The organism is Pseudomonas sp. MWU15-20650 (assembly GCF_023242475.1).
Lineage (GTDB): Bacteria > Pseudomonadota > Gammaproteobacteria > Pseudomonadales > Pseudomonadaceae > Aquipseudomonas.
In genome coordinates, this window is sequence record NZ_JALJFG010000048.1 from 16,062 (window position 1) to 38,566 (window position 22,505).

The 22,505-nt window shown below is 62.0% G+C and carries 25 protein-coding genes; 13 read left to right on the forward strand and 12 right to left on the reverse strand.

Annotation, left to right across the window (positions count from 1 at the left end):
• Positions 1–32: 32 nt before the first annotated feature.
• The 5 genes from M5B43_RS25305 to M5B43_RS25325 all read right to left on the reverse strand — a co-directional run bounded on the left by M5B43_RS25305 (position 33) and on the right by M5B43_RS25325 (position 6,554).
• Positions 33–3,125 (reverse strand): error-prone DNA polymerase, encoded by a 3,093-nt coding sequence (locus M5B43_RS25305; RefSeq protein ID WP_248752623.1) that lies wholly within the window; start codon positions 3,123–3,125, stop codon positions 33–35.
• Positions 3,101–4,516, reverse strand: coding sequence for a DNA polymerase Y family protein (locus M5B43_RS25310; RefSeq protein ID WP_248752624.1), 1,416 nt, complete (start codon positions 4,514–4,516; stop codon positions 3,101–3,103). The genes M5B43_RS25305 and M5B43_RS25310 overlap by 25 nt, the downstream gene beginning before the upstream one ends.
• Before the next feature lie 7 nt (positions 4,517–4,523).
• Complete coding sequence (gene imuA / locus M5B43_RS25315; protein WP_248752625.1) at positions 4,524–5,138, reverse strand: translesion DNA synthesis-associated protein ImuA; 615 nt, start codon at positions 5,136–5,138, stop codon at positions 4,524–4,526.
• Positions 5,138–5,755 (reverse strand): transcriptional repressor LexA, encoded by a 618-nt coding sequence (lexA, locus tag M5B43_RS25320; RefSeq protein ID WP_248752626.1) that lies wholly within the window; start codon positions 5,753–5,755, stop codon positions 5,138–5,140. Before lexA ends, imuA begins: the two co-directional genes overlap by 1 nt.
• Before the next feature lie 211 nt (positions 5,756–5,966).
• Positions 5,967–6,554 carry an NUDIX domain-containing protein gene (locus tag M5B43_RS25325; RefSeq protein WP_248752646.1) on the reverse strand — a complete coding sequence of 196 codons (588 nt, stop codon included), beginning with the start codon at positions 6,552–6,554 and terminating at the stop codon, positions 5,967–5,969.
• A 132-nt stretch (positions 6,555–6,686) separates the two neighbouring features.
• Between M5B43_RS25325 and M5B43_RS25330 the strand changes: the two genes are divergently transcribed.
• Together M5B43_RS25330 and M5B43_RS25335 are read left to right on the forward strand one after the other, a co-directional pair.
• The gene (locus M5B43_RS25330) at positions 6,687–7,853 is read left to right on the forward strand and encodes a GGDEF domain-containing protein (RefSeq protein WP_248752627.1); all 1,167 of its coding nucleotides are present in this window, start codon (positions 6,687–6,689) and stop codon (positions 7,851–7,853) included.
• Positions 7,854–7,951: 98 nt separating this feature from the next.
• Complete coding sequence (locus tag M5B43_RS25335) at positions 7,952–8,878, forward strand: alpha/beta hydrolase (protein WP_248752628.1); 927 nt, start codon at positions 7,952–7,954, stop codon at positions 8,876–8,878.
• A 192-nt stretch (positions 8,879–9,070) separates the two neighbouring features.
• Here the strand turns inward: M5B43_RS25335 and M5B43_RS25340 are convergent, their stop codons facing one another.
• The gene (locus M5B43_RS25340; protein ID WP_248752629.1) at positions 9,071–10,231 is read right to left on the reverse strand and encodes an alpha-hydroxy acid oxidase; all 1,161 of its coding nucleotides are present in this window, start codon (positions 10,229–10,231) and stop codon (positions 9,071–9,073) included.
• Positions 10,232–10,368: 137 nt separating this feature from the next.
• On the opposite strand from M5B43_RS25340, the gene M5B43_RS25345 reads away from it, so the two are divergent.
• A complete protein-coding gene (locus M5B43_RS25345) occupies positions 10,369–11,154 on the forward strand; it encodes a DeoR/GlpR family DNA-binding transcription regulator (protein WP_248752630.1) in 786 nt (261 codons plus the stop codon).
• Here M5B43_RS25345 and M5B43_RS25350 read toward each other — a convergent pair.
• A complete protein-coding gene (locus tag M5B43_RS25350; RefSeq protein WP_248752631.1) occupies positions 11,119–11,847 on the reverse strand; it encodes a DUF72 domain-containing protein in 729 nt (242 codons plus the stop codon). The genes M5B43_RS25345 and M5B43_RS25350 overlap by 36 nt on opposite strands.
• The gene (locus M5B43_RS25355) at positions 11,844–12,275 is read right to left on the reverse strand and encodes a DNA methylase (protein WP_248752632.1); all 432 of its coding nucleotides are present in this window, start codon (positions 12,273–12,275) and stop codon (positions 11,844–11,846) included. The genes M5B43_RS25350 and M5B43_RS25355 overlap by 4 nt, the downstream gene beginning before the upstream one ends.
• Positions 12,276–12,567: 292 nt before the next feature.
• Here M5B43_RS25355 and M5B43_RS25360 point away from each other — a divergent pair, with 292 nt between their 5' ends.
• Positions 12,568–13,128, forward strand: coding sequence for a type 1 glutamine amidotransferase domain-containing protein (locus M5B43_RS25360; RefSeq protein ID WP_248752633.1), 561 nt, complete (start codon positions 12,568–12,570; stop codon positions 13,126–13,128).
• Between the two features lie 71 nt (positions 13,129–13,199).
• Here the strand turns inward: M5B43_RS25360 and M5B43_RS25365 are convergent, their stop codons facing one another.
• Positions 13,200–13,406 (reverse strand): hypothetical protein, encoded by a 207-nt coding sequence (locus M5B43_RS25365; protein ID WP_248752634.1) that lies wholly within the window; start codon positions 13,404–13,406, stop codon positions 13,200–13,202.
• 157 nt (positions 13,407–13,563) lie between these two features.
• On the opposite strand from M5B43_RS25365, the gene M5B43_RS25370 reads away from it, so the two are divergent.
• A complete protein-coding gene (locus M5B43_RS25370) occupies positions 13,564–14,121 on the forward strand; it encodes an ATP-dependent Clp protease proteolytic subunit (RefSeq protein ID WP_248752635.1) in 558 nt (185 codons plus the stop codon).
• Between the two features lie 105 nt (positions 14,122–14,226).
• Positions 14,227–14,400: a KGG domain-containing protein gene (locus M5B43_RS25375; RefSeq protein WP_248752636.1), complete on the forward strand. Its 174-nt coding sequence runs from the start codon at positions 14,227–14,229 to the stop codon at positions 14,398–14,400.
• Between the two features lie 57 nt (positions 14,401–14,457).
• Here the strand turns inward: M5B43_RS25375 and M5B43_RS25380 are convergent, their stop codons facing one another.
• Positions 14,458–15,003 (reverse strand): putative natural product biosynthesis protein, encoded by a 546-nt coding sequence (locus tag M5B43_RS25380; protein ID WP_248752637.1) that lies wholly within the window; start codon positions 15,001–15,003, stop codon positions 14,458–14,460.
• A gap of 62 nt (positions 15,004–15,065) precedes the next feature.
• Positions 15,066–15,449: a DUF2946 domain-containing protein gene (locus M5B43_RS25385; RefSeq protein ID WP_248752638.1), complete on the reverse strand. Its 384-nt coding sequence runs from the start codon at positions 15,447–15,449 to the stop codon at positions 15,066–15,068.
• 180 nt (positions 15,450–15,629) lie between these two features.
• On the opposite strand from M5B43_RS25385, the gene M5B43_RS25390 reads away from it, so the two are divergent.
• The 4 genes from M5B43_RS25390 (at position 15,630) to M5B43_RS25405 (ending at position 17,930) form a co-directional block, all read left to right on the forward strand.
• Positions 15,630–16,238, forward strand: a complete 609-nt coding sequence (locus tag M5B43_RS25390; protein WP_060752522.1) for an SCO family protein — start codon at positions 15,630–15,632, stop codon at positions 16,236–16,238.
• Positions 16,238–16,705, forward strand: coding sequence for a copper chaperone PCu(A)C (locus M5B43_RS25395; protein WP_248752639.1), 468 nt, complete (start codon positions 16,238–16,240; stop codon positions 16,703–16,705). Before M5B43_RS25390 ends, M5B43_RS25395 begins: the two co-directional genes overlap by 1 nt.
• Positions 16,706–16,995: 290 nt before the next feature.
• The gene (locus tag M5B43_RS25400) at positions 16,996–17,487 is read left to right on the forward strand and encodes a GNAT family N-acetyltransferase (RefSeq protein ID WP_248752640.1); all 492 of its coding nucleotides are present in this window, start codon (positions 16,996–16,998) and stop codon (positions 17,485–17,487) included.
• Between the two features lie 17 nt (positions 17,488–17,504).
• Positions 17,505–17,930, forward strand: coding sequence for a GNAT family N-acetyltransferase (locus M5B43_RS25405; protein ID WP_248752641.1), 426 nt, complete (start codon positions 17,505–17,507; stop codon positions 17,928–17,930).
• An 11-nt stretch (positions 17,931–17,941) separates the two neighbouring features.
• On the opposite strand, the gene M5B43_RS25410 is transcribed toward M5B43_RS25405, so the two are convergent.
• A complete protein-coding gene (locus M5B43_RS25410) occupies positions 17,942–19,123 on the reverse strand; it encodes a YgcG family protein (protein WP_248752642.1) in 1,182 nt (393 codons plus the stop codon).
• A 131-nt stretch (positions 19,124–19,254) separates the two neighbouring features.
• On the opposite strand from M5B43_RS25410, the gene M5B43_RS25415 reads away from it, so the two are divergent.
• The 3 genes from M5B43_RS25415 (at position 19,255) to M5B43_RS25425 (ending at position 22,318) form a co-directional block, all read left to right on the forward strand.
• On the forward strand, positions 19,255–20,070 hold the full coding sequence (locus M5B43_RS25415; protein ID WP_248752643.1) for an alpha/beta hydrolase: 816 nt from the start codon (positions 19,255–19,257) through the stop codon (positions 20,068–20,070).
• Positions 20,060–21,196 (forward strand): PAS domain-containing sensor histidine kinase, encoded by a 1,137-nt coding sequence (locus M5B43_RS25420; protein WP_248752644.1) that lies wholly within the window; start codon positions 20,060–20,062, stop codon positions 21,194–21,196. Before M5B43_RS25415 ends, M5B43_RS25420 begins: the two co-directional genes overlap by 11 nt.
• An 87-nt stretch (positions 21,197–21,283) precedes the next feature.
• Positions 21,284–22,318 carry an alginate lyase family protein gene (locus M5B43_RS25425; protein WP_248752645.1) on the forward strand — a complete coding sequence of 345 codons (1,035 nt, stop codon included), beginning with the start codon at positions 21,284–21,286 and terminating at the stop codon, positions 22,316–22,318.
• The last annotated feature ends 187 nt before the right edge of the window (positions 22,319–22,505 follow it).

A 22,505-nucleotide genomic window follows, 5' to 3' on the forward strand; every position in this document is an offset into this window, starting at 1 on the left:
CCAGAGGCCGATTACAACAGAATCCCGCGGCCTCAGTGAAAATCTCGACTGCGCACATTGATCCCTTCCAGCAGTGGCGACAGGTCAGTCAAGCGCCCGGCAATCAAGTGCCGCACCTCGCCCACCGCCTCCCAGCGCCCGTCCACCTTGAGCAGCCGCGCGCCCACCAACGCCTGGCGTTGGCGCTCGGCCAGGTCGCGCCAGACCACCACATTAAGGTTACCGAACTCATCTTCCAAGGTGACAAACGTTACGCCGCTGGCCGTGCCTGGCCGCTGCCGACCGGTCACCAACCCGGCGACGCTCACGTTACGCCCATGCTCCACCGCCATGAGTTCCCGGGAACTGCGACAACGCCGCCGGCGCAACTCCGCCCGCAACAGCGCCAGTGGATGTGGGCCAAGGGTGGTGCCGAGCGTGGCGTAGTCGGCGTGCAGGTCTTCGCCGACCGTGGGTGTCGGCAGCTCAACCACCGCGTCATCCGGGCTGGGCAACCCGGCAAACAACCCGAGTTGCTTGTGCACGCCGGCGACCTCCCAGCGCGCCTGGTGCCGGTTGCCGGCCAAGGCCCGCAAGGCGCCGGCATCCGCCAGCAACGCATGAGCACGGGCATCGAGTCCGGCACGCGCATCCAGGTCGGCGATATCGCTGAACATTTGCCGCTGGCGCGCGGCTTCGATAAGCCGCCCATCGTCCTCGCGAAACCCGCAGATCATGCGAAAGCCCAGGCGAATCGCCGGTTGCTGGCCTTCGACAGGCTCCAGGCTGCAATCCCAGTCACTGGCCAACACATCCACCGGGCGGATCTGCAAGCGATGGCGCCGTGCATCCTGCAGAATCTGGTCCGGGCTGTAGAAGCCCATGGGCCAGCTATTGATCAGTGCACAGGCGAAGGCCGCCGGTTCATGGCATTTGAGCCAGCAGCTGGCGTAGGTCAGCAAGGCAAAACTGGCCGCGTGGGACTCGGGAAAACCATAGCTGCCAAAGCCTTTGATCTGCTCGAAAATCTGTGCGGCAAAGGCTTCGCTGTAGCCGTTTTTGAGCATGCCGGTGCGCAGGCGTTCCTGATGCGGCTCCAGGCCACCGTGGCGCTTCCAGGCCGCCATGGAGCGGCGCAGTTGGTCAGCCTCGCCGGGGCTGTAATCGGCGGCGACCATGGCGATCTGCATCACCTGTTCCTGGAACAGCGGCACGCCCAGGGTGCGCTTGAGCACCGCCTCAAGCTCTGGCGATGGGTAGGTAGTCGGCTCTTCCTTGTTTCGCCGTCGCAGGTAGGGATGCACCATGCCGCCCTGGATCGGCCCGGGCCGCACAATCGCCACCTCAATGACCAAGTCATAGAAATTCTGCGGCTTGAGCCTGGGCAGCATCGACATCTGTGCCCGCGATTCGATCTGGAACACGCCAATGGTGTCGGCCTTGCTGATCATCGCGTAGGTCGCCGCGTCGTCCTTGGGGATCTGTGCCAAAGACAGATCAAGGTGACGATGACGGCGCAGTAGATCGAAACAGCGGCGAATGGCACTGAGCATGCCCAGCGCCAGGATGTCCACCTTGAGCAGGCCGACGGCATCCAGGTCGTCCTTGTCCCACTGGATGATGGTGCGCTCGGCCATGGCGGCGTTTTCCACCGGTACCAAGGTATCCAGCGGGTGTTCGGAAATCACAAAACCGCCGGGGTGTTGGGACAGGTGCCGGGGAAAACCGATCAGTTGCTGGGTCAGCCCCAGTACCCGACGCAAGAGCGGGCTGTCCGGATCGAAGCCACTTTCACGCAGGCGTTCCAACGGCGGCGCATCGTCACTCCAACGCCCGCAGCACTCGGCCAGCGCATTGATCTGGTCCGGCGGCAAGCCCAGGGCCTTGGCCACGTCGCGCACGGCACCGGCCGCGTGGTAGCTGCTGACCACCGCCGTTAACGCCGCGCGAGTGCGGCCGTAGCGCTGGAATACGTATTGCAGCACTTCTTCGCGACGCTCGTGTTCGAAGTCGACATCGATATCCGGTGGCTCGTTACGCTCCCTGGACAGGAAGCGCTCGAACAGCATGCCCGTCAAACTCGGGTCGATCTCGGTAATGCCCAAGGCAAAACACACGGCCGAGTTAGCCGCCGAGCCACGACCCTGGCACAGGATCGAACGGCTGCGGGCGAAGCGCACGATGTCGTGCACCGTGAGGAAATAGCTTTCGTAGCCCAGCTCGCTGATCAGCTTCAGTTCATAGTGAATCTGCTGCAACGTCTTGGCGTCGACCCCCTGCGGCCAGCGCCGGGCGATCCCTTCTTCAGTCAGCGTGCGCAGCCAGGTGGCCGCGCTCTGGCCTTCGGGCACCAGCTCGCGCGGGTATTGGTAGCGCAACTGGCCGAGGTCAAACGTGCAGCGGCGAGCGATGACCTGGGTTTGCTCGAGCAACGGCAGCGGATACAACGCCTGTAACGCCTCCAGGCTGCGCAGATGCCGCTCGCCATTGGGGTACAGGCGCAAGCCGGCTTCGGCCACCGGCACGTGATGACGGATGGCGGTCATGGTGTCTTGCAGGGCGCGACGGCTGCGCACATGCATATGCACATCACCGCAAGCCACGGCCGGCAGGTTCAGGCTGGCGGCCAGGTCCAGGCGTTGCCTCAGGTGGCCGGCATCGTCCTGGCCGCCATGCAGGTGCACCGCCAGCCACAAGCGCCCGGGGAAGGTGCGGTGCAACCATTGGATCGAGGCCTGGGTCTCGTCGTCTTCGGCCACCCACAGCGCCAGCAGGCCGGGTAACGGCTGCTCGAAGTCCTCGTGCAACAGGCGATAGCGGCCCTTTTCGGCACGGCGCCGGGCCAGGGTGATCAACCGGCACAGGTGCTGGTAACCGCTCAGGTTCTCCACCAGCAGCACCAGCTTCGGGCCATTTTCGATGCGCACCTCGCTGCCGATAATCAACGGCAACCCCACCGCCTTCGCTGCCTGCCAGGCCCGCACGATACCCGACAGCGTGCATTCGTCGGTGATCGCCAGGGCGCTGTAGCCCTGATGCTTGGCCCGCTCGAACAGCTCCAGCGCACTGGAGGCGCCGCGTTGAAAGCTGAAGTTGGACAGGCAATGCAGCTCGGCGTAACTCATGCAAACCAGCCTTGCAGCCACAGCCCATCGGGGTGCCCCACGGAGCGGTAGGCCCAGCCTTGCTGGCCGGCGCGGGTCTGGATCAGGTAATAATCGCGGCGGATATCGGCGCCATCCCACCAGCCGGATTCAATGCGTTCCGGGCCCATCAGGATTTGCACGCCGGGCTCAGCCAGCAAGGTCGGTTCGGTGAGCAGCCAGCCGGGGCGCTGCACACGGCTCAAGCTCGGGCATGGGCGACTGTCAGCCGTGGCTTGCCAAGCGCATTCGGGGCGATGCTCGGCGTGAAAGCGCAGGCCCTGCACCGCCTCATCCCCCAGGCGCGCGCGCAGGCGTTCGCGCAACTGCTCCCACGGCAGGGTTTGCTGCGGGCGGTCGTCGAACAGGTCCTGGCGCTGCGGCACGAACACCGGCAAGTCCTGGGCCACCAGGCGAAAGCCGCGCACTGGCGCACTGACTTGCACCTGCTCCAGGCGCCCGCGGGCCAATTCGAACAACATCGCCGGTTCGCGTTCGGCGCTGAGCAGGCCAACCTTGATCACGCTATCGGGCACCTGGGCATGTTCCAGGTGCACGTCGAAACGTTGCACACCACTGTCGCGCCCGTAGAGGAAGGCCGACAAGTCAGCGGTCAACCGCCGCAAGGGAAACAGCAACGCTTGATGGGAGTGCACGTCGAAGTTCAACTCGATACGCACATCGAACTGATCCGGCGGTTGATAGAACGCCAGGGCCAATGGGCGCTGCCCGCTCAGGGCGTCGAGGTGTTTGAGCACGCCGGCCTCAAAACGCCGCGCCAGGGTATGCCGGGGCAGCGCCTGCACCTGGGCCAGGGTGCGCAGCCCCATGCGCGACAAGGCGGTGGCAGCCTGCGGGTCGAGGCCGGCACGGTCGATAGGCAGCAGGGACAACGCCTGCATCAATGCATGATCATCCGCCACGGCCAGGCCATCGTAGATATTCGCCAGCACACGGGCCGCTGCGGGGTTGGGCGCGGCGACGATACGATGGCGAAACCCCAACTCGGTCAACTCCTTGCGCAAGCGCGCCTCGAACTGCGACCAGGGCCCGAACAACCCCAGGCTCGATTCGATCTCGAACAGCAAGGCGCGCGGGTAATACACACTGACCTGGGAACTGAAACGGTAGGCCCAAGCAGCAAGAAACTGCTGCCAGCGCTCGATCTGCACCGGGTCGTATTCGGCGCAGGCAAAGGTCTTGGCCAGGGCATGGGCCGCCGTCAACGATTGGCCGGGACGCAAACCCAAGGCACGCGCAGCGTCATTGACGGTTTGCAGCACGCGCCGCTGCGGCGTGCCGGCCAGCAGCGCCAGCGGCTGCTCGGGCTCGGGATGCAGGCGCTGCACCCCATCCAGCGCCAATTGCGGGAAGACAATACACACCCAACGCATGGCAACCTCAGTGCCCCGCCAACGCAATCGGCGCCGGATGGGCCAGCCCACCCCGGCACTTGAGCACCCGCACTTGCGCGGGCCGGGCCTCGACCGCCAGGCGCAAGGCCGCAGGCGACGGATTGATCGCCTCACTCAGTGAACGCCAGGCAAACGCCAGGGTCTGCCCGGTTTCCGCCGCCACCTGCAAGCGGCGCAAGGCGCGATCATCGGCCTTGCGCGGCCAGCACAACACCGCACCGCAACTGCCGGAACGCAGGCACTGCTCCACCGCCCACAACGCGTCACGCTCCTGAGCCTGGACCACCGAGAGCAGGCGCAAATCCACCCCGGCGTTCTGCCAGGCGTGGGGGTACGGCGTGTAGGGTGGCGCCACCAGCACAATGCGCTCCCCCGCCGCTGACAACCGCGCCAGGGTCGGCAGCACCAGTTGCAGCTCGCCCACGCCGTCCTTGGCCATCAGGATTTCACTCAAGGCGCTCGCAGGCCAACCGCCGCTGGGCAGCACCGCATCCAGCGCCGCAAGCCCCGTAGGGTGAATACTGGCCGCTGGCGCGGCGGGCCGGCCCTTCCAGACTCGCCCGCCATTGAACAGCGAGTCCAGGGCAACCACGGCACCCATCAGCCTTGCCTCACCAAGCCGCAGAACACCCCTTCAATGGCCAGGTCCTGGTCGGGGCCCACCACGATAGGTTGGTACGCCGGGTTACGCGGCAGCAGGCGAACCTTGTCGCCACTGCGTTCGAAACGTTTGATAGTGACCTCACCGTCCAGGCGCGCCACCACAATCTGCCCGTTCACCGCCTCGGCACTGCGGCGTACGCCAACCAGGTCGCCATCGAGAATACCGTCCTCGATCATTGAGTCGCCCTGCACTCGCAGCAGGTAATCCGGGGTTTTCGCAAACGTGGCGGGGTCCAGTTGCAAACGGCTGTGTACTTCGGCATCGGCGCCGATGGGCCTGCCTGCGGCCACCCGTCCCAACACTGGAACATCCAGCCATTCGCGGCGAGCGGGCTGGTTGAGCAGGCGAATACCACGCGCCTGGTTAGGGTTGACCTCGATAAAACCGGCTTCGGTCAGGGCCACCACGTGTTTACGGGCGACGCTGCGCGAGGCAAAGCCGAATGCCTCGGCGATCTCGGCGAGGCTCGGGGGCTGGCCTTGCTGCGCGATGCGGTCGCGGATAAAGGTCAGGATGGCAGTGCGGCGGGGAGTTAGAATCGTCATGGAGTACATTTGTACTCCTATGGGAAATTTCCGACAAGAGCCGCTAGTCGGTGCGGTGGGCCTGTGGCGAGCGGGCTTGTCCCGCGTTGGGGCGCGTAGCGCCCCCAAGGAAGGACGGATGCTTCGCAGCCAGAGGTAGTGGGGCCTCCCTCACCACAGGGAAATATGACTGCCTTCAAAGGTTGTGTAGATACCGAGGCTTAGCGGGTCCGGTTATCCGTTACCAGCCCTCTTTCAACATCCGCAACTCCAGATGCTGCAACAACATGATGGTCTTGCCGTCCACAATCTCACCGCTTTGCACCATCGCCAGCGCCTGCTCGAAACCCAACTCCAGCACTTCGATGTCCTCGCCCTCATCGATCAGGCCACCGCCTGCACCCACGCGGTCTTGCGGCTGGTACTCACCGATAAAGAAGTGAATCCGCTCGGTCACCGACCCCGGGCTCATGAACGCTGCATAGATTTTTTCCACATGCCTTACGCGGTAGCCGGTCTCTTCCTCGGCTTCCAGGCGAATACGTTCCTCGGGACTGGCGTTGTCCAGCAACCCGGCCGCCGCTTCGATCAAGTAGCCGTGGTAATCGTTGACGAACGTGGGCATGCGGAATTGCCGAATCAGCAGCACCGTACGCAACTCACGGTTGTACAACAGGATCGTCGCGCCATTACCCCGGTCGTACACCTCACGGGTCTGGGCTTGCCAGCTGCCATCCTGACGGCGCAAGTCGAAACTGTACTTTTTCAGGAGGTACCAATTGTCCGAGAGGGTTTCCTCGGCGGTGATGCGAACGGGGCTGTTGTCCATGGTCGGGCCTTTGCTCAAAAGGAGCAGGAGCATGTCGTTCGGGCACGGTCAGCGTCAAGTTGATCACCACTCATCGCAGATACGGCTACAATCGCGCCCCAATAAGAAGGAACTCACGCCAGGTTCAAGGAAATGATGCTGCACATCCCGACGCTACTGATAGTGGCCGTGTTCGTGTTCGGCCTGATGGGCCTGTTGACGGTGCATGCCTGGAGCCGTGGCCGCGAGCCGACCCTGGGCTACCTGGGCACCATGCTGCTGCTCGCCTCCCTGGGCACCGGGCTGATCGTGGTGCGTGGCATGGGCATGGACTTTGTGGCGCTGATCATCGGCAACGTGGTGTTGTTGCTCAGCGCCGCGATGAACTGGACGGCCATGCGCACCTTCGTACAGCGCAAACCCAGTGTGCCAGGCATCTTTGCCGGCGCCGGGCTGTGGCTGTTGATGTGCCTGGTGCCGCAGTTCTACGGTTCGCTGTCGGCACGGGTCATGTTGTATTCGCTGCTGGCGGCCAGCTATGGCGTGTTGTCGGCCCTGGAATTGTGGCGCAAGCGCGACCGCCTGGAAGTGGCCTACGTACCGGCGCTGGTGCTGACCCTGTCGCACACCGGTTTTTATGGCATTCGCGCCTTTACCGACCCCGGCCTGCCGATCAAGACCACCCTGGGACTGGACAGCGCAGGCGTACCGTTTTTCTCGTTCATGCTGTTTGAATCCATGCTGTACGCCATTGGTATTGCCTATGTCACGCTGGCGATGGTCAAGGAGCGCGCCGAGCTGCGCTTCAAGGCCGCCGCATTCAGTGATGCCCTGACCGGCGTCGGCAACCGCCGTGCCTTTATGCTCAAGGGTGAGCAACTGCTCGCCGAGAGTGCTCGCCGCCAGCACAGCGTGGCCCTGCTGTTGTGCGACCTGGATCACTTCAAGCGCTTGAACGACAGCTTCGGCCACCCCATGGGCGACCAGGCGCTGATCGCCTTCAGCCGGGTGACGGAGGCGGCCTTGCGCCAGGGTGATGTGTTCGCCCGTATTGGTGGCGAAGAGTTCGCTTGTTTGCTCGCTGACAGCGATGAAACCGCCGCCACTCAGGTCGCCGAGCGCATTCGCCAGGCGTTTGCCCAACTCGACCTGCTGGCACCGGGCTTCCTCAGCGTCAGCATCGGCATTGTCACCACCGAAATGGCCGGCTACGAGCTCTCGCACTTGCTCTCCCTGGCCGACCAGGCGCTGTACCTGGCCAAGGCACGAGGGCGTAACCGGGTTCAGGGGATGGCTGACGCCCCTCTCCCTGCACTGTAATACTTTGCAAGCAATCCGCTTTCACGACTGTCGAATTAATGCCTGCCCCGGCAGGCCATCTGGTAAAACCCGTGCTTCGCCTTTTTCCGGGAATCTCCATGTCATCTCGTTTTATGTCTCGCCTGGGCCTGCGCTGGCTTCCCCTGCTGTGCATGGTGCTTCTGATCGTCGGCCTGCCCGTGGGCTGCGCCGTGCTGCAACACAAGGAGCGCGAGTTGGTGTTCCGCATCGAGCCGGGCACAGCCGGCTGGTACACCGGCTTGCCCAAGGCGGTGCAGGAGTTCGATATCAAACCCGCCAGTTTCAAATCGGGGCAGAACCTTCACGGCTGGTGGTACCCGGCTGACAAGAAGGACGCGCCGGCGATTCTCTACCTGCACGGCGTGCGCTGGAACCTCACCGGGCAGTTGTTTCGCATTGAACAACTGCATGCGCTGGGCTATTCGGTGCTGGCCATCGACTATCGCGGCTTTGGCAAGAGCAAGGGGGATTTACCGTCGGAGACCACGGTGTACGAAGACGCACGCATTGCCTGGGAGCGCTTCCAGGTGTTGCAGCCGGACCCTGCCAGACGCCTGATCTACGGGCACTCCCTGGGGGGTGCGGTGGCCATCGACCTGGCGGCGCAGTTGAGCACGCAAACGCCTGTGCCCGTGCGCGGGCTGGTGATCGAGTCCACCTTCACCTCCCTCGGGGATGCGGCCACCGCCGTGGCCAATACCTCATTGCCAGTACGCTGGTTGCTGTCGCAGAAGTTCGATTCCATCGACAAGATTGCCGACGTGCATATGCCACTGCTGGTGGTCCACGGCCTTGCCGACCAGTACGTGCCACCGCGTTTCAGCCAGCAATTGTTCGACGCCGCCCAAGAGCCCAAACGGTTGCTGCTGGTACCCGGCGCCACCCATAACAACAGCATGAGCCTGGCCGGTCGCAGCTATGGCCAGGCACTGGACCACCTGCTGCAAGCGAAGGTGCCAACCCAGGTCGTCACACACGCCACGGCACGCGACAGTGACTCGTAAATGCGCTTTTCGGCACTGGGTTCGCGCGGGCCTGTCAAGCGCAAACCCAGCCCATGCTGGCCCGCGCGCAGAGTTGATCAAATATTAACCGTAGGTTAAATCGCCAACCCTGCCGGGCCTTCGCAAAGTTATCCACAGAGATACCCACGGTTTTCGTGGACAAGTCTTTTTACTTTTTTACGATTTTTTTGCTCAGTTAATACCGTTGGGAAACGTACCCGGCAGCAAAATCTCGCGATTCACATCGCGTATATCGTTATAGCCACACAGTGCCATCGACACGTCCAGCTCGCGGGCAATGATGTCCAGCGCCTTCGTGACACCCGCCTCGCCCATCGCTCCCAAGCCGTACAGATGCGGGCGGCCGATCAACGTACCTTTCGCCCCCAGCGCCATCGCCTTGAGCACGTCCTGGCCGGAACGGATGCCCCCGTCAAGCCACACTTCAATCTGCTTGCCCACTGCCTCAACCATTGCCGGCAATTGGCTGATACTCGAGGGCGCGCCATCCAACTGACGGCCACCGTGGTTACTCACCACTAAGGCGTCGGCGCCGGAATTGGCCGCCAGGCGCGCGTCCTCCACATCGAGGATGCCCTTGATAATCAGCTTGCCGCCCCAGCATTTTTTGATCCACTCCACGTCGTCCCAACTCAGGCGCGGGTCGAATTGCTGAGCGGTCCAGGACGACAGCGAACTCATATCCGCCACGCCCTTCACATGCCCGACGATATTGCCGAAACCATGGCGCTTGGTGCCGAGCATGCCCATCACCCAACGTGGCTTGGTCATCATGTTGAGGATATTCGCCAGGGTCAGTTTGGGCGGTGCCGACAGGCCGTTGATCAAGTCCTTGTGGCGTTGCCCGAGGATTTGCAGGTCGAGGGTCAGTACCAGGGCATCCACACCGGCGGCCTTGGCGCGCTCGATCAACTGCTCGATAAACGCCCGGTCGCGCATCACATACAACTGGAACCAGAAGGGCTGGCCGACGTGTTCGGCGATGTCTTCCAGGGAACAAATGCTCATGGTCGACAGGGTGTAGCGCACGCCGAAAGCGGCGGCGGCGCGGGCGGTGAGGATCTCGCCATCGGCATGTTGCATGCCCGCCAGGCCGGTCGGCGCCAAGGCCACGGGCATGGCCATGTCCTGGCCAATCATGGTGGCGCGGATCGAGCGCTCATCAATATTGCGCGCCACTCGCTGGCGGAACTTGATGCGGGCAAAATCATGTTCATTGGCGCGATAGGTGCTCTCAGTCCAAGAGCCGGAATCGGCGTAATCGTAAAACATCCTGGGCACACGTTTTTGCGCCAGCTTGCGTAAGTCTTCGATGGTGGTGATCAACGACATCGGGGGGCACCTCTCCTTGAACTGAGTGCAGCTGATCCAAAAACAGAGAGTAACCGCCGATGCCCCCTGCAACCAGCGATTGCGTTTATAAACGCCGGCGACTAATCTCGCACAAACCCGCAAAAAAGCGCATAACCATGCACAACACCCATCAAGCCATCGACCTGCCTTCCCTGCGTAAACAGAAGATCCTGTTGCTGCTGGCGCGCGACGGCAAAGTCACCGCGTCGGAATTGGTGGAGCACTTTGCCGTGTCCCAGGACACCATCCGCCGCGACCTCGGCGAACTGGCTGCTGCGGGTTTGCTGCAACGCGTGCACGGCGGCGCCCTGCCCCGCCCCAAAGACACCGGCAAGGACTTTTTCACCCGCGTCGGCGAGACCAGTGAGGTCAAGCGCCACCTTGCGCGGCTGGCCGCTGATCAGGTGGAAGACGGCCAGATCGTGTTGTTCGATTCCGGCTCCACCACGTTGCAGATTGCCCAGTCATTGCCGCGCTCGATCCGCCTGACGGTGGTCACACCATCGCCGATGATCGCCATTGCCCTGGCGGACCATCCCAATGTCAAAGTGATCCTCGCCGGTGGCCAACTCAACCCCGCCACCGTGTCCACCGGTGGTCATGAAGCGCTCCGCTTGATCCAGAGTATAAAAGCCGACCTGCTGTTTACCGGCGTCTGCGCCCTGCATCCGCAAGTGGGCATTACCTCGTTGCATTTTGATGAAGTGGCAGTCAAGCAAGCGTTGCTCGACAGCGCGTCCCATGTCGTGGCCGTGACCCTGGCGGACAAGCTCGGCGCTGTGGAGCCGTTTGTGGTAGCACCGTGCAACCGGATTCATACGCTGATTACCGAGTGGCATGTGCCCAGCCTGGAGCCGTATGAAGCGTTAGGGTTGCAAGTGATTCGCGTAGAGACCGAGTAGGTACAAGGCATCAGCCACTGCGTGACCGCTGGCGGTGTTGTCGAAGATGCACCAGGTCGGAATACCTGCGGCAGCGGATTGCCTCAGCCGTCGCGCGAATGCCTGCACACGCTCCGGCCCGTAGGCACTGTGATAGATCCGCGGCGATCCATGCAGACGCCAATACTGCACGCCCTGCCAGCCTGTGCCCGCCTCGATAACCGGTGGGTCGGCGACCACGCGACCTATCTGCAAGTCGACTAACAATGCATCCGCCTCAAGCCAAGTGGCATGACGCGGCTCAAGCACCACCGGCCTTGCGAAGCGCTCGCGTAACGCGGTGAAAAAAGCCATCGCCACAGCCGGTTCATAGCGCAGCGAGGGAGGCAATTGAACCAACAGGCAGCCCAGTTTTTCACCTAGAGGCAGGCACTGCTCAAGGAACTCATCCAGCGCCGCCTCGCAATGCTGCAAGCGCAGTTCATGGGTGATGTGCCTGGGCACCTTGACCGAAAAACGAAACGCCGACGGCACCGATTGCGCCCAGCGTGCATAGGTCTTGGGCAAGTGCGGCCGATAAAACGAACTGTTGATCTCGACCGCATTGAACCGCGATGCGTAACGTTGCAGATGCGTCCCCGCGCCCGCAAACGCCGGCCAGTGCTCACGCGGCAAACTCCACCCCGCGCACCCCACCTGCAGCGATGCAGTCAAAACAGCACCCTGGCAGCATCACGCATGAAAATCTCGATGGTTTTTGGCCCCACACCGTCGAATTCCGCCAAGCGTTTTTCAAAGGCGCTACGGTCTGCGCTGACGCCCCTTATCTGGGTGATCTTGCCCGCGTACTCGGCATTCAATTTGGCGCTCAGGTCCAGCAGGCGCTGGGCGGTGGTCTCATCGTAGCGAACGTAATGGGCACGTCCCAACATCGCGACTAATTGGCCAGAGGTGCAATGCTGTAGCTTGCGCGCCGTGTCACGCCCCTCTTCTTCGACGATCACCTGGTAAGCCCGCGCCGCGATTGGCGCCTGGATACGCTTGCCCATCAAGAAGCTGGCGATAAACCACTTGAACAGGCTGGTGTCATCTCCGGGCTTGAGATCAATGCCCAATTCAGCCGCCGTAATCGACTTGGCCATACTCAATGGCCCAACTTGCACTCGGCCTTGGCAGCCTGCTCGTGGGTTGGGGTTTTGTCGGCATTGGGGTGATCAGTCACGAGGTAATCTCCTTGCAGTGGCAAGCACGCAAAAATGGCGTGCGCTTATGCAGCAGAGCCCTTCGTTTTTTGATAGTTCAAGGAAATTGCCCCGCAATACCGGCGCAGAAATAAGCGCGAATTAATTTAAACCTTTTACCGAGGCACCGGCTCAACAGTCAGGTACGGCATCACGCTGCGCCGAAGAAACCCGACCCAGGAGACAGGCAACCATGAGCTCGCAACTCAACGGCAAGAACATCCTCATCATCACCTCCAACACCGGCATCGAGCGCGATGAACTGCTCGGGCCTCTGGCCGCCCTGCGCGGCTATGGCGCGACGGTAACGCACGGTTCGAGCAAAGGGGGTACGACCCAGACCTTTGTTGGCGACACAGAGAAAGACAAGACCGTGGAGTCCGACGTGCAACTGTCGGATGTGGCAAGCAGCGACTTTGACGCGTTGGTTATCCCCGGCGGTACGGTCAATGCCGACACTCTGCGCCAGGATGCGGCGGCATTGCGCTTGATCAACGACTTCGTCAAAGCTGGTAAAACCGTCGCCGCGATCTGCCACGGACCATGGGCGCTGATCGATGCAGGCGTGGTCAAGGGCAAGACCTTGACCTCCTATAAAAGCGTGCGCATCGACCTGGAAAACGCCGGGGCTGCCGGTTGGGTGGATGCCCAGGTGAAGGAATGCAACGCCAATGGCTGGACCCTGATTACCTCACGTACGCCGGACGATTTACCGGCGTTCAACGAGGCGATTGCCAAAGCCGTCGCGGGTTGACACGCTAACCTGTGGCGAGGGAACTTGCTCCCTCGCCACAGTGACGGTGTATCTCTGCGTCTGGCTTGCGCTCAGTGCTTACGGTGTTCAGGCATCTCGCGCTTCGGCCCGAACAGGGCCCAGACAATCAGCCCGAACAGCGGCACGAAAATCAGGATGATCAACCACAGCCCCTTGGTCTCCCAGGCACCCGTACTGCGCAAGACGATATTGATCGCCCACAACTCCAACACCAGCAGAACCACCGCCAGCACGATCCAGATGTAGTCTATTTGCATGCATCACCTCCTGAGGTCTATGCATTAGGTCAAGCATTTTCCCCGAGGGTTCCATCCGATTTCCCACCCCTCACGCCCAACGGTTGCGGCACAGTCCAGGCAACCTTCTAGACTCAACCCCAGTCACCTCTCTCGCATTCAATTACGGAGGTTCAGGATGACCGAGCACGTTATTCACTTTCATTGCCAGATTGACCAAGGCACGAGCGAACGCTTTCGCGACTGTTGCCTGGAGGCTATTGATCAAGGCGCCACGTCCCTGCTGCTGAACCTGTCGACTACCGGTGGCAGCACCAATTTCGGCTTCACCCTCTACACCTTTCTCAAGGCGCTGCCGGTGCCCCTGTGCGCGATCAACGCGGGCAACATCGAATCCATGGGCATCATCATGTTCCTGGCCGCCAGCCGCCGAATCACAACCCCTCACTCACGCTTTCTGATCCACCCGATGAACTGGTATTTCAGCCAGAGTTCGGTTGACCACCAACGCCTGCGCGAATACCTGTCGAGCCTGGACAACGACTTGGCGCGCTACGTAAAGATCTACGAGCTGGAAACCGTCCAGGCCGACACCCAGCTGGATATTTTCAAGTGCCTGTCGGCCGAAGAGAAAGTCATCGCGGCCCGCGAGTCGCTGGCCTATGGAATCGCTCACGAGCTCAAGCAAGTGGTGTTTGCCGAGGACATCAAGCACTGGAAGGTCAGCGGTGGGTAAGCCGCCATTCGTCGTATGACCCTGAACTTTTTAAAACTTTGCTTGCGGTTGAGCATTCCCTATTAAGCGACACCCTTGATTCACTCATTGATGAGGGATTTGAAAATGGCTAATAGCGGAAAAACCACGACAGGCGCAGGCGGTAAAGCCAAGCCGGACACCGCCCACAAAAGCGGTGGCCAAGGCTCCGGTGGCCACTTTGCCAAAGACCATGAAAAGGCCTCCGAAGCCGGCAAAAAAGGCGGGGCGCACAGCTCCGGCGGCGGCCGGAAGTCTTGATTGACGCGTTACCGAAGCCCGGTCTTCCGGGCTTCGGTCTGATCACTGGCGATCATCTCACGGCACCGGTAACCAGCCACTGAACTCACCCCGTGCACCCAGCGGGCACCAGGCGATATCCCAGACAGGCGGCGGCAACACCTGCTGCTCTGCGGTCTTCGACGCGGCGCCCTTCCAATCGAATACGCTCGAGCCCTGCCACGCCAGGACCACCCCCTGGGCCTGGCTGTCATCGGTGATGATCCAACGCGCGGCCGCTGCGGCCATGAAGGCTTCGATCAGCTCATCGTCGATCTGCGTCCGGTAAGACGAGCCCAGCAGCCAGCGGCATACATTCAGGTGGTAGGTCCAATCCAGCGGTGGCTGGTTGCGATAGGCCCAGGTCATGAAACTGCGGAACAGGTTCAGGCCCTCAGGCGGGTCCAGCTTGAGCAGCGCCGGGCAGATGTCGAACAAGGTGTGCCAGTGGGGTAACAGGCGTGCATCCAGGTGCACAAAACAGCGAGCGTTGCTGGGGTAATCAGGCACCGCAGGTTCGGCGCACAGGCGGCGGGACGCCTTGCTGACCAGGCGTTTGGCGCCGGCAGGCAATAGAGGGTTCATGAAATGCACTCATACTCGTGACGATAGAATGCCTCCTGGTCACAGGAAGCCCAAGGCACACGTCAGAATGCAGGGGAAGCGCGGGGGTTGGCCGAAGGCCAGGAGTAACGCGGAGGCGCCTTGTTGCGCCGTTCATGGGCCGGACGCGGGGGTTGCCCCAGGCCCAACAGCCAGGCCAGGCCGATCAGGAAGACCAGGGCGACGGTGATGGCATTGCACACCGGGCAGGCAAAGTAGTTCGAGATGTTGCTGGAAGACGGGTTAGCCAACCCTTTGTCGGAAACTGCCGGCTGCGTGCCTTCCACTGAACAGAACAGCCCACCGATACCATTGAGCTGCTGGCCCATCATTTGGCCATGCCCCAAACCGCAGGCGAACACGTTCATCAGCACGCAGAAGTACAGGGTCCAGGCGATGAGCGAACGGTCACAGTGGCGCAATTTCATGGCGGCGACTCTACCACCGAAGCCACAAAAGGATGAAGTGCGACGCGCCCCTGTGGCAGAACGTCGCAGATTACGTGGACCCGCCGGGGTTGCTAGACTGTGCGCCCGCATCATTACTCCTTTTCAAAGCCTGATATGTAGATCCAGAGCAATGCAGGCGCTTCACAGGATGCACAGTTGATGAGTACGTTATTCACCCGCCGCAAAGTGCTGACCGGCATGGGCCTATTGGGCCTGGGCAGCCTGCTGGGCGGCTGTGACTACAGCCCCAAGCTGAACTTCAAGTACGGCAAGGACCTCAGTGACAAGATCATGGGCCGCACCTTCAAGCTCAAGAACACCGACGGCGAAACCGTCACCTTGAGCTCGTTCCGTGGCCTGATGCCGGTGGTGTTCTTCGGTTTCACCCAGTGCCCGGCGGTCTGCCCGACCACCCTGGCGCGCGCCGCCCAGGCCAAGAAGCTGATGGGTCGCGACGGTGAGATCATGCAGGTGGTGTTCATCACCCTTGATCCCGAGCGTGACACACCGCAACTGCTCGACCGCTACGTGAAGGCGTTCGACCCCAGTTTCGAAGCGCTGTACGGCACCCCGGAAGAAATCGCCGTGGCCGCCAAGGAGTTCGGGATCTTTTATGAAAAGATCCCCGCCGGCGACACCTACACCCTGTCCCACACGTCCACCAGTTTCGTCTTCGACACCCGCGGCAACCTGCGCCTGGGCCTGTCGGCATCCCTTACCGCTAAAGAGTGCGCAGAAGACCTGCTCACCGTCATGGAGGTCTGTTAATGACTGCCGTTCAACACCTCAAACGCATCACCTTCGGCGTCGCCCTGCTGGGCCTCGCCGCCCACGCCAGTGCCCAGGTACTGGTAACCGACGCCTGGGTACGCGCCACGGTGCCAGGCCAGCCGTCCAGCGGCGCGTTCATGACCATCACCGCCGACAGCGACAGCAAGCTGCTACGCGTTGCGTCGCCAGTCGCCAAGGACGTGCAGATCCATGAAATGAGCATGAAGGACGACGTGATGCGCATGGGCCCGGTGGATTCGGTGGCGCTGCCTGCGGGTAAAGCGGTCACCCTCGACCCGGACGGCTACCACGTGATGCTCATGGGCCTGACCGGCCAGATCAAGGAAGGCGACCACGTGCCGCTGACCCTGACGGTGGAAAACGCCAAGGGCGAGAAACAAGCGATTGAAGTGAACGCGCCGGCGCGTGCCATCAACGGCATGGACCATAGCAAGATGCATTGATTGCCCTGGTCAGAATATGGGAGGGGGCAAGCCCCCGATAGCGGTGTGTCAGTCACAGACTCGTTCACTGACACGCCGGCGCAAAATCCGGGGCAAATCGGCTGTCGTGGCGAGCGGGCTTGTCACAGGGGAATATGACGGTCTTCAACAGTGGTGTAGATACCACAGTTGGATCTGCATGGGTCAGTTGAACCTCACTCTCCACCATTCAGAGCCAATCGCCTGGCGATGCCATAAGCCCAGTGTTTCTCTATGATAGGGCCCTTCGTTCAACACCCCAGGAATCCCCCATGCCCGCCCTCACCTTGCGTAACGCCCTCCCCGCCGACGCCGCCCGCTGTTTTGAGATCGAAACCACTGCCTACGAAGGCGACGAAGCCGCGACGCTTGCAAAGATCGCCACGCGCATCGCGCAGTATCCCCAAGGCTTTTTGATCCTTGAGGAAAATGGCGAAGTGGTGGGTTTCATCAATTCTGGCTGCGCCTATGACGTGGTGATGGCCGACGAGGCGTTCAAGGAGTTGGTGGGCCATGCGGCCGAGGCGCCGAATGTGGTGATCATGTCGGTGGTGGTTGACCCGGCCCATCAAGGCAAAGGCTATTCCAAGACGCTGATGACCGAGTTCGTACAGCGTATGCGCGCGCAGCAAAAACAGACGATCCACCTGATGTGCAAGGAGCAACATGTGCCGTTGTACACCCGTATGGGCTACACCTATGTGCAGCCTTCGCCGTCGGATCATGGTGGCATGGCGTGGCATGAGATGGTCATGGTGCTCTAACACACTGAGAGGTTATGGTGACGACTCCCCTTATCGAAATCAGCGACCAACCGAACCCCGAAGCCGAACACCTCCTCGGCAGCGGCCTCGCGGCGTTCAATGAAGCCATCACCGGCTTCAACGACCGCCACCCCCTGACGGTACTGATCAAAGACCCGCACACTCGGCAAACCCTCGGTGGCATCACTGGCAAAACCTCACTGGGCGTGGCCTTCCTCGACCTGTTTCATTTGCCAGAGTCCCTGCGTGGCACGGGCCTGGGCAGCCAGTTGCTGCAAGCTTTCGAGGAGGAAGCCCGGCGCCGGGGTTGCCTGAATGCCGTGCTGTACACCCTCAGTTTCCAGGCGCCAGAGTTTTATGAGAAACAGGGGTGGGTGCGGTTTGGCGAGGTGCCCTGCGAGCCCAAAGGCAGCAGCCGGGTATTTCTGTCTAAAGCGCTGTGACACTCAGGGCTTTACCAACTGCCCGACGCGCCACCGCCGCCACTGGAACCACCACCTCCGGAGGAGCTGCCGTTGGAGCTGGAGCCCCTGGAGCTCGAACTCGACCCAGACCCACCGCGGGCCTTGGCGAAGATGAACAGCGCGACAAACGAGGCGATAGGAAAGGCAACCAGCCAACCGTCTCGACCCGCGCCCGCCACCAGCCCCGCCGCCACATACACGGCCAGCGCCGCCAGTAGCCGCGCGACAAAACCGGCTCGGCGGGTCTTCCAGGCGTCTTTCATGATCATCAGCAGCACCCAGTAAAACCCCAATACCACCAGGGCGCCCACAGGCCACGCCAGCCAGTGAATGAAATTGACACTGACGTATTGATCCACCCCCAACAAACCGACGATGTAGGCCAACAGCCCCAGTACGCCGTAAAACACCGTGCGCGCCAGCCACAAAGCGCCGAAGGTGGCGCCGCCGATCAGCAGGGTCAGCGGCAGTACCAGCAGGTACACCGGCCAGTCCCGGCCCCCGCCATAAATGGCCAGTAGCACCGTGGCCGCCACGGCGGCAATCAGGGCCCGGCGCCAATGCAACTTGCCAGCGGCGATCAGTACACCGCCGACACCACCGAAGATAAACGCCAACAGCACCGCGACCGCCTGAGCACTTACGCCCGGCCTCGCCAATGCGGGCAGATCACCGCCATCGACCAGCACGGTCAAGTCGTTCACGCCCTGTTGAATACCGCCCGCAAAATCACCCTGGCGAAACGCCGGCGTCATGTGCTCTTCGATGATGCGGTGGGCCAGCAGGTCGGTGACGATGCCTTCCAGGCCGTAGCCGACTTCGATGCGCAGTGTGTGATCGTCTTTGGCCACCACCAGCAGGATGCCGTCGTTGACGTCCTTGCGCCCCAGTTTCCAGGCGCGGAACAGTTGGTTGGCATAGTCTTCAATACTCGCGTCGCCGGTACTGGGTACGAGCAGGACGGCAACCTGCGCGCCTTTGCGCTGCTCCAGTGCCGCAAGTTGGTTTTTCAGGCGCTGAGTCGTGCCGGCGTCGAGGGTGTTGGTCAGGTCAATCACGCGCTGGTCGAGGGCGACGCCGATGGGTGAGCTGTCAGCCTGGGCTGTGCCCGACAGGCTGACCAACAGCAAGGCCAGTAGACTCAGGAGGGACTGGCGCAGAATCAGCATCATGCTTTGTTACCTGAAGTTTCTTCATGAAGACGCCGACTTTACCTGATCGATGCATAACACGTGACCCCGCACCTGCGACTATCTAAACTACGGCCACGCCCGCATAGCAATTCGCTATCTACGAGAACGTCATGGATCTACGCCACCGCAACAACGTCAATGTGATGGGCAATGGTTCGTCGACCTTGGTGTTTTCCCATGGCTTTGGCTGCAACCAGGCGATGTGGAATGACCTGGTACCGCACTTCCTGGAGCACTTCCGGGTGGTGCTCTATGACTTGGTAGGTGCCGGCCTGTCGGACCTCAGCGCATTCGACAAAGCCAAATACAGCAGCCTGGACGGCTATGCCCGTGACCTCAACGAGATTATCGACACCTACGCCGACGGCCCGGTAATCCTGGTGGGACACTCTGTCAGCGCGATGATCGGCACCCTCGCCGACCGCTTCACGCCCGGACGCATCGCTGCCCATGTGATGATTGGCCCATCACCGCGCTACATCGACACCGAGGGCTATGTCGGCGGCTTCACCCGTGGCGATATCGATGACCTGCTCGATACCCTCGACAGCAACTACCTCGGCTGGTCCAGCACGATGGCGCCAGTGATCATGGGGGCTGCGACGCAACCGGCGCTGAGCGCAACGCTGACGGAGAGTTTCTGTCGTACCGAGCCGGACATCGCCAAGCAATTCGCCCGTGTGACGTTCCTGTCCGATAACCGCCAGGACGTGCTGGGCCTGACCACCCCGGTGTTGATCCTGCAATCGACGGATGACTTGATCGCACCCGTGGCCGTGGGCGAGTTCCTGCATGCCGTGATGCCCAACAGCACATATTGCCTGGTGGACAACGTCGGCCATTGCCCGCACATGAGCGCACCGCAGGCTTGCGCAGCGGCGATGGCACCATTTCTCGCGCCCTGGACCGGTGCCCATGCAGGTTGATTCACTGTTCGAAAGCGCCGCCTGCGCCCTGGCCGTGACCCGGGAAGACGGTACCATCCTGCACGTCAACCCGCGTTTGAGCGACTGGCTCGGGTTCAGTGTGGCCCAGCTGTGTGGGCGGCGCTTCCAGGACCTGCTGACCATGGGCGGGCGGATTTTCTACCAGACCCACCTGGCGCCGATGTTGCGCATGCACGGTAGCGTCACCGAGGTGAAGCTCGACATTCGCCATTGCGACGGGCACAAAGTGACCGTATTGCTCAATGCCAACAAGCGCCAGCAGCCCGACGGAGCGGTGTATGACCTGGCGCTGTTCGGCACCACCGACCGCGACAAGTACGAGCGTGAACTTCTGAATGCGCGCACGTTGGCCGAGGCGCTGCTCCAGGAAAAAACCGCCACCGAGCTGGCGCTGCAACGCGCCCAGGCCGAACTGAGCGCGGCGTACGCGATCGCCCAGCGCCGTGCGTTGTTTGCCGAACAGATGGTGGCGATTGTCAGCCATGACTTGAAAAACCCACTCACGGCGATCCGCATGGCGTCGGATTTTCTCCAGCACGGCGAGCGCACGGCCAAGGAGCGCCAGTTGCTGGGGCATATCGGCCAGTCGTCCGAACGGGCGCAACGCATGATCGCCGACCTGTTGGACTTTACCCAGGCCCGGGTCGGCCAAGGCATCACCATCAAGGCGGTGCCGTTGGACTTGCATGGCGTCATTCAGCGTGCGGTGGATGAACTGCGGGTGGCCTTCCCCAAGGCCACGCTGGTGCATCAAGCCGAGGGCTGTGGCCATGCATGCCTGGATGCCGACCGCTTACAGCAGATGATCGGCAACCTCGTCGCCAACAGCGTGGCCTATGGCGACCTGTTGCAACCGATCACCGTCACCTCGCGCCTGGGCGCCAGCGCCTGCCAAGTATCGGTTCACAACCACGGCGCGGTGATTCCCGAAGCCCTGCTGGCCGGGCTGTTCGAGCCCATGACCCGTGGCACCGACCAAGGCAGCGATGTGCGCAGTGTGGGCCTGGGCCTGTATATCGTGCGCGAACTGGCCAAGGTGCACGGCGGGGATGTGGCGGTGAGTTCCTGCGCGAAGGACGGCACGACGTTTACCGTGACGTTTTAGAACCCATCAAGCAGCGCCGATGAGTTTCATCCAACCTGAATCAGCCGCGTGCTAGCGTACAAGCGCTCCATTCGCGCAGAGCCCTTCATGAAGCACACCCCCCTTGCCTTAGCCGCATTGCTGGCGACGTTTTCCCACACCGTCATGGCGACCAGCCTTTGCCAACCGGTCGCGACAAGCCCGGCGTCCAAGGGTTTGCTGGCCACAGCCCAACGGCACTTGGGCGATACACCCGCGCCCCTGCCGCACCTGCACACCGAAGGCACTTTGCCGAACCAGGGCATTCGCGAGCAAAGCCTCGCCGCCGAAAAGGACTGGCCGGTGATGCGCCAGGCCGCGCTGGCCTGGCGCATCAGTGGCGACCCGCGCTATCTCAAGCAAGTCGATGATTACCTGGCTGCATGGGCAGAGGTGTACCAGCCGGACTTCAACCCGATCGACGAAACCAACCTGGACATGCTGATCAATGCCTACGCGCTGACTGCCGATCACCTGCGCCTGGAAACCCGCGACGCCAGCCGCCGGCTGATCCGCAGCCTGGGTAACGGCTACATTGCCCACATCGAGCAATTCCACGGACAAAAGAAAGGCACCCAGACCAATAACTGGCAAAGCCATCGCGTCAAACTGGTGACCGTGGCCGCCGCTGCCCTCGGTGACCGCGACATGCTGGAACAGGCCCGGCAGTTGTTCAAGCAACAGATCGCCGACAACGTCCTGCCGGATGGCTCGGTGACCGACTTCCAGGACCGCGACGCCTTGCACTATGTGGTCTACGACCTGGAACCCCTGGTGCAAGCCGCGCTGGCCGCCAAACCCTATAACGTCGGCGGCGACTGGCTGAGCCTTACCGCCAACGGCGCCTCCCTGCGCGCCGCGCTCGACTGGCTGGTGCCTTATGCCGATGGCCGCCGCAGCCACCAGGAGTTCGTGCACACCCGCGTGCAATTCGACAAAGACCGCGCCAAGGTCGGCGAAGCCGGATACAGCGGGACCTGGCAACCCAAGAGCAGTGCAACGCTGTATTGGCTGGCGGCACAGCTGGACCCGCGCTACCTGCCATTGGCCAAGCAACTGGCGGACCGCCCGGCGGACTGGATCAGTGCCTGTTATTTGAAGTAGGCCGTGACGACTCTGGCGCACTCCAGGAAACATGCCTCATGTAGGAGCTGTCGAGCGCCAGCGAGGCTGCGATGCAAGCGCTGCGGTTTGGCAGGCATACCGAGGTGATCCCTTCGCAGCCTCGCTGGGGCTCGACAGCTCCTACAGGGATCTTCGTACGACGCACTTAGCCTGTTAGTTGAAGTAG

Coding starts and splice junctions, on each gene's coding strand:
- M5B43_RS25310 (WP_248752624.1), bottom strand. CDS start 4,516: ATGCGTTGGGTGTGTATTGTCTTCCCGCAATTGGCGCTGGATGGGGTG.
- imuA (WP_248752625.1), bottom strand. CDS start 5,138: ATGGGTGCCGTGGTTGCCCTGGACTCGCTGTTCAATGGCGGGCGAGTC.
- lexA (WP_248752626.1), bottom strand. CDS start 5,755: ATGTACTCCATGACGATTCTAACTCCCCGCCGCACTGCCATCCTGACC.
- M5B43_RS25325 (WP_248752646.1), bottom strand. CDS start 6,554: ATGGACAACAGCCCCGTTCGCATCACCGCCGAGGAAACCCTCTCGGAC.
- M5B43_RS25330 (WP_248752627.1), top strand. CDS start 6,687: ATGATGCTGCACATCCCGACGCTACTGATAGTGGCCGTGTTCGTGTTC.
- M5B43_RS25335 (WP_248752628.1), top strand. CDS start 7,952: ATGTCATCTCGTTTTATGTCTCGCCTGGGCCTGCGCTGGCTTCCCCTG.
- M5B43_RS25340 (WP_248752629.1), bottom strand. CDS start 10,231: ATGTCGTTGATCACCACCATCGAAGACTTACGCAAGCTGGCGCAAAAA.
- M5B43_RS25345 (WP_248752630.1), top strand. CDS start 10,369: ATGCACAACACCCATCAAGCCATCGACCTGCCTTCCCTGCGTAAACAG.
- M5B43_RS25355 (WP_248752632.1), bottom strand. CDS start 12,275: ATGGCCAAGTCGATTACGGCGGCTGAATTGGGCATTGATCTCAAGCCC.
- M5B43_RS25360 (WP_248752633.1), top strand. CDS start 12,568: ATGAGCTCGCAACTCAACGGCAAGAACATCCTCATCATCACCTCCAAC.
- M5B43_RS25365 (WP_248752634.1), bottom strand. CDS start 13,406: ATGCAAATAGACTACATCTGGATCGTGCTGGCGGTGGTTCTGCTGGTG.
- M5B43_RS25370 (WP_248752635.1), top strand. CDS start 13,564: ATGACCGAGCACGTTATTCACTTTCATTGCCAGATTGACCAAGGCACG.
- M5B43_RS25375 (WP_248752636.1), top strand. CDS start 14,227: ATGGCTAATAGCGGAAAAACCACGACAGGCGCAGGCGGTAAAGCCAAG.
- M5B43_RS25380 (WP_248752637.1), bottom strand. CDS start 15,003: ATGAACCCTCTATTGCCTGCCGGCGCCAAACGCCTGGTCAGCAAGGCG.
- M5B43_RS25385 (WP_248752638.1), bottom strand. CDS start 15,449: ATGAAATTGCGCCACTGTGACCGTTCGCTCATCGCCTGGACCCTGTAC.
- M5B43_RS25390 (WP_060752522.1), top strand. CDS start 15,630: ATGAGTACGTTATTCACCCGCCGCAAAGTGCTGACCGGCATGGGCCTA.
- M5B43_RS25395 (WP_248752639.1), top strand. CDS start 16,238: ATGACTGCCGTTCAACACCTCAAACGCATCACCTTCGGCGTCGCCCTG.
- M5B43_RS25400 (WP_248752640.1), top strand. CDS start 16,996: ATGCCCGCCCTCACCTTGCGTAACGCCCTCCCCGCCGACGCCGCCCGC.
- M5B43_RS25410 (WP_248752642.1), bottom strand. CDS start 19,123: ATGATGCTGATTCTGCGCCAGTCCCTCCTGAGTCTACTGGCCTTGCTG.
- M5B43_RS25415 (WP_248752643.1), top strand. CDS start 19,255: ATGGATCTACGCCACCGCAACAACGTCAATGTGATGGGCAATGGTTCG.
- M5B43_RS25420 (WP_248752644.1), top strand. CDS start 20,060: ATGCAGGTTGATTCACTGTTCGAAAGCGCCGCCTGCGCCCTGGCCGTG.
- M5B43_RS25425 (WP_248752645.1), top strand. CDS start 21,284: ATGAAGCACACCCCCCTTGCCTTAGCCGCATTGCTGGCGACGTTTTCC.